The sequence below is a fragment of the Streptomyces sp. Inha503 genome (assembly GCF_047215865.1).
Classification (GTDB): Bacteria; Actinomycetota; Actinomycetes; order Streptomycetales; family Streptomycetaceae; genus Streptomyces; species Streptomyces lycopersici.
Genome location: NZ_CP178360.1, coordinates 268018 through 285062, shown reverse-complemented (window position 1 = coordinate 285062; position 17045 = coordinate 268018). Strand labels below are relative to the sequence as shown.

The window sequence follows — 17045 nt, the reverse complement described above, 5'->3', positions numbered from 1 at the left end:
ACTAAGCTGTTTGGCAGTAATGGTAACGGCAGGGAGGCTGGCGCATGCGTACGTGGACGCCACGTCAGTGGGTGGTAGCGGTGGCCGTGGCCTTCATCGCCGGTGTCGCGATCGGTGTGCCGACCGGAGTCGTACCCACACCCTTCTACACCCGGATGACCCCGGTGCTGTGGTGGAACTATCCGGTCTGGGTGGCGTCATCGCTGCTCATGGGGCTCCTGGTGGCGACATACGTGGGTGGGCCTCCGGCCGCGCGGACCGACGGGCCGCGAGGGCGTCGGGCGCTGTTCGCGGGCGTGCTGTCCGCGTTCGCCGTCGGCTGCCCGATCTGCAACAAGCTGGTGGTGCTGGCCCTCGGGGTGAGCGGAGCGCTGTCGTACTGGGCCCCCGCACAGCCGGTCCTGGCCGTGGCCTCGCTGGCGTTGCTCGTGCACGCTCTGGTGAGGCGTCTGCGTGCGGCCGCCGAGTGCCCAGTGCCGACGGCATCCTCAGGGCGGGACACAGAAGAGCTCCAAGGCTCCGACCACTACGATGAACGCTCACTGGTACCAGAGGGTTCGCGTTTCGGGGGCGAGGGGAGCGATCGTGCGGCAGCTGGGTGAGCTCGAGGCGGAGATCATGCACCGTCTGTGGGCCTGGGGGCGGCCGGCGACCGCACGCGACGTACTGACAGACCTCAGCAAGAAGCGGCCCATCGCCTACAGCACCGTCAAGACCGTGGCCGACATTCTGCACAGCAAGGGCATGCTGAAACGGCACAAGGAGGGGCGGGCCTGGGTGTACGAGCCCACGTGCACCCGGCAGCAGTACACGGCGTCGCAGATGCAGGAGGCCCTCGGCGGCAACCCGGACCCGGCCGGAACCCTGGTCAGTTTCATCGAACAGATCACACCGGAAGAGGCAGACGCACTACGCTCGGCCCTCCGAGCGGCCAAAAAGCGGAGCGATGCGTGATCACAGCTGTGGCGCTGGCCGGATACGCGGCCCTGGTGGGCGCCGCGGTGCCACCTCTGCTCTCCCGAGCCCGGTGGACCCACCATGCTCCGGTCAGCGCGGTCCTCGCATGGCAGGGGCTCATGGCGACATTCGTCGTCGCCACCGCGCTCACGGTGTACCACCTGGTCCTCACCGAGCAGCATGTGCATGACGGCCTCGTCGGGTTGCTCACCGCCTGCGGGATCGGCGCCGACGCCCCTGCGGGCGGGTCCGCGCCCACGCTCAGGGACGCCCTGGCGCTCGCCGCTCCCGCCGTGATCGTGCTATTGCCCTTCGGCTGGCTCGTACGGTGCGCCTGGCGGGCGCGCCGGGCGCGGCAGCAGCACCTCGACATGCTCGCCTTGATCGGCGAGCCGGCCCCCGGATACGCCGCCACGGTCGTGGACCACGGGGCCCCGGCCGTCTACTGCCTGCCCGGACGCCATCGCCGTGTCGTCGTCACTCGGGGCGCCCTCGAGGTTCTGTCCGAGGCGCAGATGCGTGCCGTACTGGAGCATGAGCGCGCTCATATCGAGGGCCGACACCACCTGCTCCACCTGCTCGTCGACGCGTTCTCCCGCGCCTTTCCCGGCCTGCCGCTCGCCCGGCACGCCAAGGAGCAGACCGCGCTGCTGGTGGAGATGATCGCGGACGACAGGGCCCTGCGATGTCACTCCAGGGATGTGCTGGCGACTGCGCTGTGTGAGGTAGCGGCTGGCCAGGCGCCGCAAGCGGCTCTGGGAGCCGGTGGGCAGGGGGCTCTCATCCGGCTGCGCCGCGTCCTCACGCCGCAGCCCCGGCCGCATCGTGTGACATGGCTGGGTGTCGTGGTGGCCAGTATCGCGGCTCCGCTGCTGCCACTGCTGGTGGCCTGCGGGCCCTGATCACACCAGCCCCACTCCTGTCCCGCACCTCCCGGGAGCCCCGGCCCGCCTTCCTGTCAGCGCCAGGGGCGCTGCTCGAGCAGAGACTCCCGGTTCGCGAGGTGCTGACGACAGCATACTGCTATGCCGCTTAGCGGCCAGTATCGGGGTAGCTCCGCACGGGCTGTCTCGTCAGGGCGGCGACGATGCGTGTGACGGACGAGGGGCTGTGCTGATCGTTGCTGTGTGGGTGTGTGGACCGGCGGGTATTCATGGCACACCTTCAGGTGCTTTGCTTGGTGTGATCCAGTCGAATTCTTTGCTAAGTAACTTAGCGGTTTCGCTTATGCTGTCCGCATGCAACTCGCTTACCTGCCCAGTCCGGCGCAAGGAGTCGTACACCTGGGGCCACTGCCTCTGAGGGCGTACGCCTTCTGCATCATCCTGGGCATCTTCGTGGCCGTGTGGCTCACTCGAACGCGTTGGGCCGCCCGCGGGCGCGACCGCCATGAAGTCGACGACATCGCTATCTGGGCCGTCCCGTTCGGCATCGTCGGCGGCCGTCTGTACCACGTGATCACCAGTCCCGACGCGTACTTCGGCGAAGGCGGCGACCCGTGGAAGGCGCTGCGGCTCTGGGAGGGCGGACTGGGCATCTGGGGCGCCGTTGCTCTCGGCGCGCTCGGCGCCTGGATCGGTTGCCGCCGCCGAGGCATCTCCTTGCTCGACTTCGCCGACGCTGTAGCCCCAGGTCTCGCCCTGGCCCAGGCCATCGGGCGCTGGGGCAACTGGTTCAACCAGGAGCTGTACGGGCGACCGACGACGCTTCCATGGGGACTGAAGATCGCCCCCGCGAACCGTCCGGGGTCCAGCCCCGGCATCGCGACGTACCACCCAACCTTTCTGTACGAATCGCTGTGGAACATCGGCGTCGCCCTCCTGCTGCTCTGGGTCGGCCGGCGATTCGCCATGAAGCAGGGCCAGACCTTCGCCCTCTACGCCGCCGCGTACACAGTCGGCCGCTTCTGGATCGAGTACCTGCGCATCGATGAGGCCCACACCTTCGGTGGGCTCCGCCTGAACGACTGGACCTCGATCGCTGTCTTCTCCGCAGCCGTCGTCGTCCTCCTCCGTTCGGCGAGGCGAGACGAGGGCAACGACTCGGCGGACTCCGGCACCGTATCCGCACAGCCCGACCCGGAAGAGAGAACCGCGGTATGACCAAAGAAGCGCACAAGATCAAGGTGGGCCGACTGCACACCCGCTCCAGGACCTCCCGGATCGTAGGGTGGGCCCTTCTCGTGCTCAGCTTGATCACGCTCGTGGTCAACTGGATCGAGGAGTTCACCGATGCCGTGACAATCCTCCCGGGTGGCCATTCACCCTTCTATCTGGCAGGAAGCATTTTCGTCGTTGTCGTCGGGGCATGGCGGGCCGGTGTCTTCGACGCCAAATAGGGTCGCGACTACCTCGCAGAGCACAACCCGGTGGATACAGCTGAGGACGGCCGAGCCGAGGCTGACGTTCGCCTCGACGACGAGGTGCCCGGTCCACCGACCGGGCACCCCTGGTGGGCGATGCTGTGTACGCGCCCTTGTCATCTAAAACTGACGATCACCGCCTGCCCTTGCGCCCTGGGCTTGGCCACCCCCTGTCGGTCATGGTCGGCACCGGCAAAGGCGCACAGGCGGGCATCCTCATCCGCTCGGCCGACCCGCTGGCCATCGTCCGCGACGCCGCCGGCATCGGCATCGTCATGCGCACCGGCGAGGCGTTCCAGACCCTGCGCCAGGTGAGCACTGTGGTACTGGACAAGACTGGCACCCTCACCCTGGGCCGGCCCACCGTCCGCGGGATCCACCCGCACGGCATGAGTGAGGACGAACTGCTCGCCTTTGAGGCATGCGGCGGCGGGCCGTGCCCGCCGCCGCATGATCGTGTTCATCAGCCGACCGACCGCACACCATGATCACACCATGCCGGCTGTGGGCCTCGGCTGGCTGCACTGGCTTACGCTGCGACGGGCTGCCGCTGTGGTGTGGTGAGGCGTCCGGTGCGGGCGCGGACTGCTACCGCCGCCGTGCAGGCTGTCCCGGTCGCGGCCAGAGCCACCCAGGTGGCGTCATGGCGGTGCGCGAAGTCCCAGAGTGCGCCGGTGCCGAGGTTGCCCAGCGTGATGCCCAGGCCGGAAACGGTGTTGTAGAGGCCGTAGTGGGTGGCAACCAGGCGGTTGCCGCAGAGGGCGACGACCGTGTCGATCTCGAAGGGGTAGACGATCGCGGATCCAGCCGCCAGCAGGACCACGGCCACGACCAAAGACACGAGGACGGCTGTGATGGAGCGCGCGGACTGAGGGCGAGCGGTACGAATGCAAGCCCGAAGGCCGCCAGCCCGCGTACGAGGGCCTCGCGGGGCCGTCAGCGGGTCTTCGCCCAGTTGGTGAGCCGCAGTTGGCCCGCCACGGCAACCGCGGCTGAGACGATGAACAGCCCGCTGGTGACTGCGCTTGCCTCGGCTCCGAGAGCGTCGGCTGCGGCGAGCGGCAGCGCGAGGCAGATCTGGAAGGTCAGAATGTAGGAGCCGATCATCGCCGCGGGGAAGAGAAGGAACTGCCGGTTGGCCACGACCTGGCGCCACTGGGCCAGCACACTGTCGTGTCCGGGGTCTTCCGTATGGCGGTGGCGTGCGGGCAGTGCGCGCCATTGCAGCAGGGTGAGCGCGGCGAAGATGGCGGCGGCGACCGTGCCCACGAGGCGAAAGCCGGCGGCCAGCAGGGCGAGGCCGACTAGTGAGCCGAGCAACATGCCCGCCTGGTAGTAGACGTTGAAGGTGGCGAAGGCGTCCACGCGCCGCTCGCCTGCTTCGGTGGCGAGGTAGGCGCGGACGGCCGGGTTGAACAGGGCGTCGGCGAATCCTGTTGCGGCGGAGGCTGCAATGAGGGCGGGCAGGTTGTGGACCCAGCCGAGCAGGCCGAGGCCCACGGTGCGCAGGAGGCATCCGGTCATGATCGGGATCTTGTAGCCGAGGCGGTCGGCGAGGGTCCCGTCGATGAGGAACATGCCCTGTGGGAGGAGTTGCGGACGCCGAGTACGAGGCCGACGGCCCAGGCGGCGAGGCCGAGTCCGTTGGACAGGTGGGTGGCAAGGTAGGGCATGAGCATGTAGAAGGCGAGGTTGATGGCGAACTGGTTGGCCATCAGCAGGCGTGCGGCGGGCGGGAAGGAGCGGGTCTGCTGCCACAGGTGCGTCCGCTTGAGGAGGCGGTCTCCACGTGCATGAAGTCACAGGCAAGCAGGGTGTGGGCCTGAGCGCGGAGGAACGAGGGCCAGGTCTGCTGGGAGGCGCGCTGCGGCGCGGGCGGTAGACCGGAGCGGCGCAGAACGCGCCGGATCGTGGCGGCGGCAACCCGATGGCCAAACCGAAGCAGGACCGACTCAAAGTACTCGCCAGCTGGACAGCCAACCCTGTCCCTGGGGAGAAGCCGACCCATCACCCTGGATGAGCCTGGCCCAGGGCCCGTACGACGGCGGTCGGCCCGGCGACCTCACCACGATGCGCGCCACGCCCGCACTCGGTAGGGGGTGACGGTTACCTGGTCCGCGTGGCACTTGCCGTACCGCCGTCACCAGCGGCGGGGCGGGTAGCCCGCGCGGGCGGTACAGCCTCAGGCGTGCATGGGGGGTGACGTTCCCGCCACGGCCATCGCCGCGGTGCCTGCTCCTGCTGTTCTTCTTCTCCTGCGTCGCACTGAAGTCTCCGTGTTGTCCATGAGGGCGCGAAGAGGGGGTGGCGGGGCGGTCGGTGCTGTCGGAACCGCTGATCGAAACGATGGGACATACCTGAGTTCGCCTGGCTCGCTATGGCAGGGGGTGTGCTTCGACGGCTGGCTGGTGCAACGGGGGATTCATCGAACCGGTTCGCCGGAAGCTAGCATCGGCGAAACGGGCCAGCAGTACTCTCCACGCGATGGGCGGAGGGTGCGCGATGGTCGTGTTACGCGCGTACCGGTTTCCGAGGTGTTTCAAGAAGTGCGCCCAAGGCATTGACACCCATGCGGTCAGCTCCTACTTTCCCATCACGCGAACCGGTTCGATGCAGTCGATGGAGGAGTCCCGTGAACATCGGTGAGATCGCCAAGCGGGCCGGTGTCTCGCGGAGCACCGTGTCGTACGCGCTGAGCGGCAAGCGCCCGGTGTCGCAGGAGACCCGCGAGAAGATCCAGCGGGTCATCAAGGACCTGGGCTACCGGCCCAACGCGAGCGCACGCGCCCTGGCCAACGGCCGGACCAGCACCATCGGTCTGGTCTTCCCACCCGCCGGCAACCACTACACCGGGATGCAACTCGACTTCATCGGCAGCGTGGTGGAGGCCGCAGCCGCCTACGACTACGACGTTCTGCTCTCACCGAGCGGCGTGGACAGCGACCGCTCGTTCCAGCGACTGCTGGGGGAGCGACGCGTCGACGGCGCGATCCTCATGGAGATCAGGCTTCAGGACGACCGCGTCGAGCACCTCCTCGCGGAGAACTTCCCCTACGTCTGCATTGGCCGCACCGCGCGGCCGGACGGCGACTGGTGGGTCGGCCTCGACCACACCGCGCTGACTGCGGCATGCGTCCACCACCTCGCGGACCTGGGCCACCGCAGCATCGCCTTCGTCAACCGGCCCGAGCGGCTACTGCGCGCCGGGTACGAGTCCGCGCACCGAGGGCTCGACGGCTTCACCAAGGCCGCCGCGGAGCGCGGACTCACCGTCCGCGCGTACACCTGCGAGGACGATGCCCCCTCGGGGCAGACCTGTGTGGAGCGGATCCTGCACGACGTCCCCGCCACCACGGCCCTCGTCACACTGAATGAGGCCGCACTGGGCGGGCTCTACCGGGGTCTGGCCCATGCGGGCCTCCATGTGCCGCGCGACTTCTCCGTCACGGGCGTCGTGGCTTCCCGATGGGCCGAGACGGTGACTCCGCAGCTCACGGCGGCCGACGTGCCGGCGGCGCGGATGGGGCGACTGGCCGTGGAACTGCTCGTCGAGCGGCTCGACCACCCCGACGCGCCGCCTCGTCACCATCTGCTCGCCCCGCCGATCTCGCTCCGCGCCAGCACCGGCCCCGTGGGTACCGGCTCGCCCACGGACCCGCACAGGACCCCGGGCGTCGACTCGAACGCCTGACCAGGCAAACCTCCCGCATCCCCGCCATCCCGGGAACCCCACTCTCCTTCTCCCACCTCCTGCCCTCGTCACCGACCGCCCGACCGGCCGTTCCGGACTCCGCGGCGCCCGCGGCCGGCCCCTTTGCTCCTCCGGCACTTGCCATGCCTGAAACCACGAAGGAAGGCCCGATGAACAAAGCCACCAGACGCCGCCTCACCGCCACCGCCATGACCGTCGTCGCACTTACCGTCGGTACCGCCGCATGCTCCTCCGGCGAGGGCACCACGTCGGCGAAGGCAGCGGACAGCGGCACGTACACCCTCTGGGACCCGTACCCGCAGTTCGCCAAGAACTCGGCCTGGGCGAAGCTGCTGGACGGCTGCGGCAGCGAGGCCGGTGTAAAGATCAAGCGGACGGCCTTCGACACCAGTGATCTGACGAACAAGGCGCTGCTGGCAGCCCAGCAGGACAATTCCCCGGACATCCTCGTCCTCGACAACCCCGTGGTCTCGACCCTCGCCGAGGCAGGCACGCTCACCACGACGGACGAGAACAAGGTCGACACCTCGAAGGTGGACCGCAACCTGCTCGCGGCCGGTCAGCCGGGCGGCAAGACGTACGGCACCCCCATCGGTGCCAACACCCTCGCCCTGTACTACAACAAGGACGTCCTGAAGGCGGCCGGCGTCGACATCGCGTCGGTCAAGGACTGGAAGTCGCTGACCGCGGCGCTGGAGAAGGTGAAGAAGGCCGGCAAGAAGGGCATCACTTTCTCCGCGATCGGCACCGAGGAGGGAAGCTTCCAGTTCCTGCCGTGGTTCTGGGGCTCGGGCGCGAAGCTGACCGACCTCGACTCCTCCGGGGCCGCGTCGGCGCTGTCTCTGTGGAGCGACTGGCTGAAGAAGGGTTACGCGCCCAACTCGGTCATCAACAACACCCAGACCACCAGCTGGCAGGAGTTCGCGAGCGGGGACTACGCGTTCGCCGAGAACGGCACCTGGCAGCTGGCGGGCGCTGAAAAGGCGGGCTTCGACTATGGTGTCCTGCCCATCCCGGGCGCCGACGGAGGCAGCGCTCCCGCCCCGGCGGGCGGCGAGTTCGTCACCGTCCCGGTCCAGGGCGACACAGGCCGGTACACCACCACGCGGAAGCTGGTGACCTGCCTGACGAGCACCGAGAACCTGTACGACACGGACACCACTCTGTCCTATGTAGCGCCCACCAGTGCGGTTCAGGACAAGCAGGTGGCGTCCGATGCCAAGCTGAAGCCCTGGGTCGAGGCGGTCAAGTCGGCCAAGGGACGCACCAGCGACGACCTCGGCACCAAGTACCCCAAGATCTCGGAGCAGATGTGGAAGGCGGTCCAGTCCGCCCTCAGCGGGGCGGACTCGCCGAAGGACGCGCTCACCGCGGCGCAGGAGGCCGTCAAGTAACCCGTCAGCCAATCGGACCTGGGGCTTGTTGATGAACCGTACGACACACCCACCGGACCGCCGGCCGGCGCCTGTCCGGAACGGGGCGGCGGCCACCGCCCCTCCGCTCCCGACGCGCACCGCGCCGCGTCGCCGGCGTCCCACCTCACAGCAGTGGGCCGCCTGGGCCTTCCTCGCCCCCGTGACCCTCTACCTCGCCCTCTTCTACGCCTATCCGCTCTACCGCAACGTCGACCTGAGCCTTCGCGACTACACCGTCCGCTCCTTCGTCCAGGGCAACGCGCCGTTCACCGGACTGGAGAACTACCACAAAGTCTTCGACGACCCGACCTTCGGGCCCGCCCTGACGCACACCATCGTGTTCACCGCCATGTGCCTGGTCTTCCAATACGCCATCGGCCTGGCCTTGGCGGTCTTCTTCCACCAGCACTTCCGGCTGTCGGCCACCCTGCGGGCCCTGTTCCTCGTGCCCTGGCTGCTGCCATTGATCGTGTCGGCCTCCACCTGGTCGTGGATGCTCAACAGCGACTCCGGTGTCATCAACGCCGGCCTGCACGCCGTCGGCGCCAACCCCGTGAACTGGCTGACCTCACCGTCGTGGTCACTGACCTCCGTCATCATCGCCAACATCTGGATCGGCGTGCCGTTCAACCTGGTCGTGCTCTACAGCGGTCTGCAAACCATCCCCGCGAACCTGTACGAGGCGGCCGCCCTCGACGGCGCGAGCGCGTGGCGGCGCTTCTGGAGCATCACTTTCCCGCTGCTGCGCCCGGTGTCCGCCATCACGCTGCTGCTGGGCCTGGTCTACACGCTCAAGGTTTTCGACATCATCTGGATCATGACCAAGGGGGGCCCGGCCGACTCGTCCACCACCTTCGCCACCTGGTCCTACCGGCTCGGCTTCGGCAACCTGCTGCCCGCCTTCGGCCCCGGTGCGGCTGTCGGGAACCTGCTCGTCGTCGCAGCACTGATCTTCGGACTGGTGTACCTGAGGGTCCAGCGAAAGCAGGCACTGTCATGAACCCAGGAACGGGCCGCACATGGTGGAAGACAGCCATCGGTCTGCTGCTGACCGCAATCATGCTGTTCCCGGTCTACTGGATGCTCAATGTGTCCTTCACCCGCGACCAGCACATGCGCAAGTCGCCGCCCGACTGGTTCCCCGTCCACGGCACCCTGGACGGCTACCGCACCGTACTCAACCAGCAACTGCCCTACCTCGCCACGAGCCTGGTCATCGGCCTGGGCACGGTCGTGCTCACGGTGGCGCTGGCCGCGCCCGCCGGCTACGCGCTGGCGAAACTCCGTCCCCGCGGCGGGGGCCTGCTCAGTTTCGTCCTCCTGGTCGCCCAGATGATCCCCGGCATCATCATGGCGATGGGCTTCTACGCCATCTACCTCCAGCTCGGCCTGCTCCAGTCCGTGCCCGGCCTGATCGTCGCGGACTCCACCCTGGCCGTCCCGTTCGCGGTCCTGATCTTCACCGCGTTCATGTCCGGCATCCCCGGTGAACTGCTCCAGGCAGCGCAGGTGGACGGAGCCGGGACACTGCGCAGCTTCCGGTCTGTCGTGCTGCCCATGAGCCGCAACGCTCTCGTCACGGTGTCGCTGTTCGCGTTCCTGTGGTCCTGGTCCGACTTCGTCTTCGCCAGCACCCTCGCGAACGGCGGCGCCCACGAGCCGATCACGCTCGGCATCTACCACTACATCGGCAACAACAACCAGCAGTGGAACGCCATCATGGCGACCGCCGTCGTGGCCTCGCTGCCCGCCACGGTGATCCTCGTCCTCGCCCAGCGCTACATCGCCGCCGGCGTGACGGCCGGAGCCGTCAAGGACTGATCTTCTCCCGCCGCTCCGCCTCCGGGCACACCGCCGCGCCCACCGTCGAAGAAACGAGTAACGACTCATGACCGCCGCCCGATCCGGCCCGGCCTTCTCCGTCCACGACATCCCGTTCAGCACACACGGTTCCTGGTTCGGTCTCTCGCCTGTGGTGGCGGAGAAGACGTACGCCGAGGACCTCCACCTGGTCTCCCACCAGAACGGCATGCACGCCGTTCTGCGTCTTGTGCCCCGCGACCCGGCGACGGGTGACCGGGCCGAGACCCGCGTCGAGACGACGCCGGGCCTGCTCAGATGGGCTCATCCGGGCGGGAGGATCGGTTGCGCCTACGAGTCACCGGACACCGTCCGTCTCCGGGGCGAGGGGCTGGGCCTGCGCATCACCGCGGCCGAAGAGGCACTCACCCCCTTCACAGGCACCTACTTCCACCACGACCCGGTGGCCGGCGCGTACGTCTTCACCTCGTACGAGACCGGGCGCCGTTACCGGGTCACCCTGCTGTCGGGCTCCGTCGCCGAGGTGTCGGGCGGTCAGGCCCTCGGCAGCGGCGACCGTGGTCTCACGATCACCGCGGATGCCGACGGGGTCTGGGAAGCGGCGGTGGAGGAACTGGACAGCGCACGACGCCCCTATGCCCCGTCGCAGACGTTCGACGGGGTCGTGGAGGCCGCGGAGCGCGCCTTCGCCGCCTTCGCCGAGGCGGTGGCCCCTTGGCGCTCACCCGGCACGCCGGCCGCCGAACTCGCCGCGTATGTCCTGTGGTCGGCGACGGTCCGCCCGGCGTCCCTGGTCACCAGGCCCGCGGTACTGATGTCCAAGCACTGGATGGACAAGGTCTGGAGCTGGGACCACTGCTTCAACGCCCTCGCCCTGGGACCCGGAGGGCCCGCGCTGGCCTGGGACCAGTTCTCGCTGCCGTTCGACCACCAGGACGAGAGCGGGGCCCTGCCCGACTCGGTGACGCACTCGGAGGTCCTCTACAACTTCGTCAAACCGCCCATCCACGGCTGGGCCCTGGGGCACCTGCGCCGAAGACTTCCCCACCCCCTCGGCCGGACGGAACTCACCGAGACCTACGGCAGGTTGGTGCGCTGGACGGAGTTCTGGCTCACCTCGCGCCGCGCGCCCGGCGCCGCCCTGCCCCACTACCTGCACGGCAACGACAGCGGCTGGGACAACGCCACCACCTTCGACCCCGAGCGCGTGATCGTCAGCGCGGACCTCGCGGCGTTCCTCGTCCTGCAACTGCGCGAACTCGCGGTCCTGGCCACCGAACTGGGCTTTCCCCACGAGGCCCGCCGCTGGACCCGCACCGCGGAGGCCACCCAGGCGGCGATGCTCGACGAGCTGTGGACGGGGGAGCGGTTCGTGGCCCGGGGCATCGACACCTCAAAGACCTGGAGCACCTCGAGCCTGCTGGACCTCATGGCGATGGTGCTGGGCGAGCACCTGCCCGAAGACGTCTCCGCCGTGCTGGCGTCCCGTATCGAAGCCCATCTGACCCCGCACGGACTGGCCACCGAACTCCCCGACTCGCCCCACTACCTCCCCGACGGCTACTGGCGCGGCCCGATCTGGGCGCCCGCCACCGTCCTCATCGAGGACGGGCTGCGCCGCGGCGGCCACGACCGCCTCGCGGACGAGATCAGCACCCGCTTCCGGGCCCTGTGCGAAACCCACGGCTTCGCGGAGAACTTCGACGCCCTCACCGGGACGGGCCTGCGCGACCGCGCCTACACCTGGACGGCCGCCTGCTATCTCCTCTTGGCCGAAGCCCACGAACTCCGGCAGACCGTGCCCACATCCGTCGCCCATACCGGCGTGTGAGGCAACCCGTGTGCCCTCGCCCAGGCGGCAACACCCACCGGCCCCGCCGCCGGACGCTCTCCTTCCCCCGGCGGTGCCCCACCAGCTCCGGCACCCGCACGGCCAGGACGGCGGCTGCCGAAGGCCGCCCGGGCCCACCGGGGCCCGGGCACCACTCACCCTCCCGGGAGATCACATGCGCATGTCCCGCAACCTGGCCCCACCCGGACGCAACCGCCGGCCCGGTCCCACAGCAGGCCGTCGCCCGCGCAGGACCACCGCTCTCGCCGCCCTGTTGGCGTCGGTCTGGGCCGCCGTCATACTCCCCGGCGCGCCGGCCCAGGCCGCCGACACCACCGTGGCAGTCGACTTCGCCACGGCCGGTGGCGCGCCCACCTACCGGGCCTCGGGCACTATCTACGGTATGACCGAGAACGGCTCGCTGCCCCAGGACCACTTCTACAAAGACATCAAGTGGAAGTTCATGCGGGCCGGCGGCGCCCAGCTGGACAGCCCGGGCGGATGGGTCGCCGGCAAGTACGACCGCCGGTGGAATTCCACCCTCGCCCAGTACAGGCGTACCGAGGCGCTGGGCGGAACGTTCGTCATGCTGCCGCACGACCTGTGGGGCGCCGACGGCACCACCACTCCCACGTTCCCGGGCGACAATGGCGACTGGTCCCGTTTCGACGCCTTCTACGACCGTCTGCTCTCCGACGTCCGGGCCGCGGGGATGACCGACATCCAGTGGGACATCTGGAACGAGCCCGACTGCACCATGTTCTGGGGCTCCGGCCAGCCCCAGTACCTGGCGATGTGGAAGCGCGCCTACCAGAAGATTCGGGCCGCCATCCCCGGCGCGGTCATCGTGGGGGCGAGCACCTGCGGCAGGCCCACGAGTTCCAACACCTGGTGGAACACGTACCTGGACTACGTGAAGGCGAACAACGTCGAGCCGGACGTCTACAGCTGGCACGACCTGCCCGGTGACCCGGTCGCCGACAGCACCTCTTTGAGGTCCAAGCTGTCGGCGCGGTCGATGACCACGAGCCGTCCCTTCCAGGTCAATGAGTACGCGGGCACCAACGAGCAGAACCCGGGCCGTGGTGGCTGGTACATCTCACGGCTGGAGCGCGCGGGGGCGGACGGGCTTCGTGCCAACTGGGCCGGGGGCGCGAACCTGCACGACTTCCAGGCGAAGCTGCTGACGAAGACCGGAGGCCGGTACCTGCCGTTGGGGGAGTGGTTCCTGTACCGCTACTACGGCTCGCAGACGGGCAACATCGTGAAGTTCACGCCCGGTACGAACACGGACGGCCTGGCGGCCAAGGACAACGGCGCCCGCAACGCGAAGATCCTGCTGGGCAGCAACGGCAACACCGGCGACGTCACCGTCAACCTCGACCGCCTGGACACCACCTCGGTGGTGGAGAACAGCCGGGTTCGCGCGGTCGTGCAGCGCATACCGAACAACGGCGGCGGTGCGGTGACCGGCCCGGTGACGGTTTCCGACCAGACCCTGACCGTGAGCGGCAACTCGGCCTCGGTGCACGTGCCGTGGACGGACGCCGCCGACGGCTACACCGTCACGCTGCTGCCGCCGTCCGACACCACCGTTTCCACGGTGGCGGTGGCACAGCACAGCGGCCAGTGCCTGGACGACACCAACCTCAGCATGACCAACAGCACGCAGTACCAGCAGTACCCCTGCGAGGGCGGCTACCAGCAGATGCTGGACTTCAAGCCGGTGGCCGGCCGCCCGAACACCTACACCGTGGTCAACGAGCACAGCGGTAAGTGCCTGGAAGTCTCCGGCGCCTCCACCGCCGATGGCGCAGCCGTCCAGCAGTACACCTGCAACGGCGGCACGAACCAGATGTTCACCCTCAATCCCGTGACCGCGCTGGGCAACAGCAAGGACTACCAGCTGGTCGCCGCGCACAGCGGCAAGTGCGTCGACGTCAGCCAGGTCTCCACCGCACCCGGCGCGCAGGTCCACCAGTGGACCTGCGACCCGGCGAGTGCTCTGAACAACAAGAGGAACCAGATCTGGCGCCTCCAGGGCATGAGCTGATCTGCCCCGCTGCCCCGTCCCTTTCTCCAGGGGGTTCCGGCCAGGTAACCCCGGGGAGCCCCTCCGGGGCTGCCCGGGGTTACCGCGTGGTCAGGTGCGGCCGCGACATCAGCTCCTGCGCTCTTCACGTGGTGGACGAGGACGCTTCATCCTGGGAAGAAGATCCGGACATCCACGGAGGTCCGGACGAACAGCCGTCGGCCGTCCGGAGGGAAGCGGAAGAACCGCGGACGCCTCGCCGCCGGTTCGACTCAGCGCGTATGACGCACGACGTGCGGGGACGGCGGCCGGTGCGACCGGGTTCGGTCGAGACGGTTGACACTCTCGCCGGGGTCACTGACCATGCGCAGGGTGGGAGCGCTCCCATTCCTGTTTCGTCGTCCTGTCCCCGTCGTCGGCACGGCAGTTGAGAAGGAGACCCCCGCGCATGACTTCGAGACCGAGGCGCATGACTCCGAGAGCCGCGCCGGCGGCCGTGGTGCTGCTGGTGGCCGCCGCCGGTCTGGCCGGTCCCCACCAGGCGAGCGCCTTACCGGGTGGGGGAGTGCGGCCCGCCGCCTCCTCCGCCGCACCGGAAGGCCCCGCCCTCAGCGTCGACACCACCACCGGCCGCAAGGCGATCGACCCGCACATCTACGGGATCAACTTCGCCGACGAGGCACTGGCCAAGGAATTGCGCCTGCCGGTCCGCCGGTGGGGTGGAAATGCCACCACCCGTTACAACTACAAGCTCGACGCGTACAACGCGGGCGCCGACTGGTACTTCGAGAACCTGTACTACGAGAACGGCACCGCGGACCTGCCGAACGGCTCGGAGGCCGACAAGTTCGTCGAGCAGAACCGCCGCACCGGCACCGACACCGTGCTGACCGTGCCGATGAGCGGCTGGACGACCGCGGCGCGCAACGCCGCCTGCGGCTTCAGCATCGCCAAATACGGCCCGCAGAAGGCGAACGACGCCCAGTGGCGCCCGGACTGCGGCAACGGTGTGAAGACCGACGGTACGAACGTCACCGGCAACGACCCGGCCGAGACCAGCGTCCCCGCCGGTCCGGAGTTCACCAAGGGCTGGGTGCAGTATCTGAACCGCACCTACGGCACCGCGGACGACGGCGGGGTCCGTTTCTACAACCTCGACAACGAGCCCGACCTGTGGTCGAGCACCCACCGGGACGTCCACCCGGAGGGCACGGGCTACGACGAGATGCGCGAAAGCACCTACGCCACCGCCGCCGCCATCAAGGACGCCGACCCCGGGGCGAAGACCCTCGGCCCGGTCGGCTGGGGCTTCAACTCCCTGGTCTACTCCGGCCTGGACCAGAAGACGTGCAACGAGAAGGGCGGCGACTGCTGGTCCGACCCGCCCGACCGGGCGGCCCACGGCGGACAGCTGTTCGCCCCCTGGTACCTCCAGCAGATGAAGGCGTACGAGCAGACGCACGACCGCCGCATCCTGGACTACTTCGACGAGCACATATACCCCCAGCAGGCGGGGGTGTTCAGCGGCAACGTCGACCCGGAGACCCAGGCCCTGCGGCTGCGCTCCACACGGCAGCTGTGGGACCCCACGTACGTGGACGAGAGCTGGATCAACCAGCCCGTCCAGTTCATCCCGCGCATGCGCTCCCTGGTCGACGAGAACTATCCGGGCACCAAGCTCGCCATCACCGAGTACAACTGGGGCGCGCTGGACCACATCAACGGGGCCCTCGCCCAGGCCGACGTGCTCGGCATCTTCGGACGGGAGGGGTTGGACCTCGCCACCCTGTGGGATCCGCCGACGTCCACCGAGCCCGGCGCCTTCGCCTTCCGCATGTTCCGCAACTACGACGGAAACGGCGGCTCCTTCGGCGACACCGCGGTCCACGCCGCCAGCGCCGACCAGGACAAGCTCGCGGTCTACGCGGCCCAGCGCAGCGGCGACAAGGCGCTGACCGTGATCGTCGTCAACAAGACCACCGGTGATCTGACCGCCCCGGTGTCCGTCACCGGCGGTACCGCGCCGGGCGGCTCGGCGCAGGCCTACCGGTACGGCCAGGACGATGTCACCGCGATCAAGCACCTGGCGGATCAGCCGCTGACCGACGGCGGTTTCACCACCACTTTCCCGGCCTACTCCATAACCGAGTACGTCCTGCCCGCCGGATCCTCCGAGGCGAAGCCGCCCACCGCGCCCGGCGCCCCGGCCGCCACCGCCGTCGGTTCCGACCGGGCCACCCTCACCTGGGGGGCGTCCACCGCCGGATCGTCCCCGGTGGCGAGCTACCAGGTGTACTCCGGCGACACCGCGGGAGCCCCGGTCGCCACGGTCGACGCCTCCGCCACGAGCGCCACCGTCACGGGACTGTCTCCGGCCACCGCCTACACCTTCCGCGTCGTGGCCAAGGACACCGCAGGCCGCAGCTCCCCGCCATCGGCGCCGGTCCGGGTGACCACCGCCGCGGCCCCGGCGGCCACCTGCACGGTCGGCTACGCGGTGGGCAACGACTGGGGCACCGGCTTCACGGCCACCGTCACGCTCACCAACAAGGGCCCCACCCTCAACGGCTGGCGTCTCGGCTTCTCCTTCACCGGTGACCAGAAGGTGGCAGGCGGCTGGAACGGCACCTGGCGCCAGAACGCCACCGCGGTCACCGTCGACGACGCGGGCTGGAACGCCACCCTGGCCACCGGCGGCTCCACCACCGTCGGCTTCAACGGCGCCTACACCGGCGGCAACCCCGCGCCACGTGACTTCACCCTGAACGGCAAGCCCTGCACCGCCCCCGGCACCGTGGCCGCCGCCCATATCGCGGCCCCGGTCGGCCACGCGCCCGGCGCGGCCGCGGTGCCGCATCGGATGAGGACACGGTGACCGTGTGCCGGCCCGGACCCGGGCCCGGACCCGGGCGCAT

The 17045-nt window shown here is 69.1% G+C and carries 13 protein-coding genes and 1 pseudogene; 13 read left to right on the top strand and 1 reads right to left on the bottom strand.

Going from position 1 to position 17045, the window contains the following annotated elements; translation table 11 throughout:
- Window positions 1–44 precede the first annotated feature (44 nt).
- The 6 genes from ACJX2R_RS01220 to ACJX2R_RS01195 all read left to right on the top strand — a co-directional run bounded on the left by ACJX2R_RS01220 (window position 45) and on the right by ACJX2R_RS01195 (window position 3807).
- Window positions 45–602 (top strand): hypothetical protein, encoded by a 558-nt coding sequence (locus tag ACJX2R_RS01220; RefSeq protein ID WP_413098325.1) that lies wholly within the window; start codon window positions 45–47, stop codon window positions 600–602.
- The gene (locus ACJX2R_RS01215) at window positions 586–954 is read left to right on the top strand and encodes a BlaI/MecI/CopY family transcriptional regulator (protein ID WP_262706053.1); all 369 of its coding nucleotides are present in this window, start codon (window positions 586–588) and stop codon (window positions 952–954) included. Before ACJX2R_RS01220 ends, ACJX2R_RS01215 begins: the two co-directional genes overlap by 17 nt.
- On the top strand, window positions 951–1859 hold the full coding sequence (locus ACJX2R_RS01210; protein WP_413098324.1) for a M56 family metallopeptidase: 909 nt from the start codon (window positions 951–953) through the stop codon (window positions 1857–1859). Before ACJX2R_RS01215 ends, ACJX2R_RS01210 begins: the two co-directional genes overlap by 4 nt.
- 336 nt (window positions 1860–2195) lie before the next feature.
- The gene (gene lgt / locus ACJX2R_RS01205; protein ID WP_413098323.1) at window positions 2196–3059 is read left to right on the top strand and encodes a prolipoprotein diacylglyceryl transferase; all 864 of its coding nucleotides are present in this window, start codon (window positions 2196–2198) and stop codon (window positions 3057–3059) included.
- On the top strand, window positions 3056–3295 hold the full coding sequence (locus ACJX2R_RS01200; protein WP_262705091.1) for a hypothetical protein: 240 nt from the start codon (window positions 3056–3058) through the stop codon (window positions 3293–3295). The genes lgt and ACJX2R_RS01200 overlap by 4 nt, the downstream gene beginning before the upstream one ends.
- A gap of 203 nt (window positions 3296–3498) precedes the next feature.
- Entirely contained in the window at window positions 3499–3807 is a 309-nt protein-coding gene (locus tag ACJX2R_RS01195) for a hypothetical protein (protein ID WP_413098322.1), read from the top strand.
- Window positions 3808–3848: 41 nt separating this feature from the next.
- On the opposite strand, the pseudogene ACJX2R_RS01190 reads toward ACJX2R_RS01195, so the two are convergent.
- Window positions 3849–5034 (bottom strand): annotated as a pseudogene (locus ACJX2R_RS01190) (MFS transporter).
- Between the two features lie 917 nt (window positions 5035–5951).
- On the opposite strand from ACJX2R_RS01190, the gene ACJX2R_RS01185 reads away from it, so the two are divergent.
- From ACJX2R_RS01185 to ACJX2R_RS01155, 7 genes are all read left to right on the top strand, one after another.
- Window positions 5952–7010, top strand: coding sequence for a LacI family DNA-binding transcriptional regulator (locus ACJX2R_RS01185; RefSeq protein WP_413098321.1), 1059 nt, complete (start codon window positions 5952–5954; stop codon window positions 7008–7010).
- A gap of 170 nt (window positions 7011–7180) precedes the next feature.
- Entirely contained in the window at window positions 7181–8425 is a 1245-nt protein-coding gene (locus tag ACJX2R_RS01180) for an extracellular solute-binding protein (RefSeq protein ID WP_413098320.1), read from the top strand.
- A gap of 31 nt (window positions 8426–8456) precedes the next feature.
- The gene (locus ACJX2R_RS01175; RefSeq protein ID WP_413098319.1) at window positions 8457–9446 is read left to right on the top strand and encodes a carbohydrate ABC transporter permease; all 990 of its coding nucleotides are present in this window, start codon (window positions 8457–8459) and stop codon (window positions 9444–9446) included.
- A complete protein-coding gene (locus tag ACJX2R_RS01170; protein ID WP_413098318.1) occupies window positions 9443–10267 on the top strand; it encodes a carbohydrate ABC transporter permease in 825 nt (274 codons plus the stop codon). Before ACJX2R_RS01175 ends, ACJX2R_RS01170 begins: the two co-directional genes overlap by 4 nt.
- A 67-nt stretch (window positions 10268–10334) precedes the next feature.
- On the top strand, window positions 10335–12098 hold the full coding sequence (locus ACJX2R_RS01165; RefSeq protein ID WP_413098317.1) for an amylo-alpha-1,6-glucosidase: 1764 nt from the start codon (window positions 10335–10337) through the stop codon (window positions 12096–12098).
- A 181-nt stretch (window positions 12099–12279) separates the two neighbouring features.
- The gene (locus ACJX2R_RS01160; RefSeq protein WP_413098316.1) at window positions 12280–14151 is read left to right on the top strand and encodes an RICIN domain-containing protein; all 1872 of its coding nucleotides are present in this window, start codon (window positions 12280–12282) and stop codon (window positions 14149–14151) included.
- 448 nt (window positions 14152–14599) lie between these two features.
- Window positions 14600–17005 (top strand): glycoside hydrolase family 44 protein, encoded by a 2406-nt coding sequence (locus tag ACJX2R_RS01155; protein WP_413098315.1) that lies wholly within the window; start codon window positions 14600–14602, stop codon window positions 17003–17005.
- Window positions 17006–17045 lie beyond the last annotated feature (40 nt).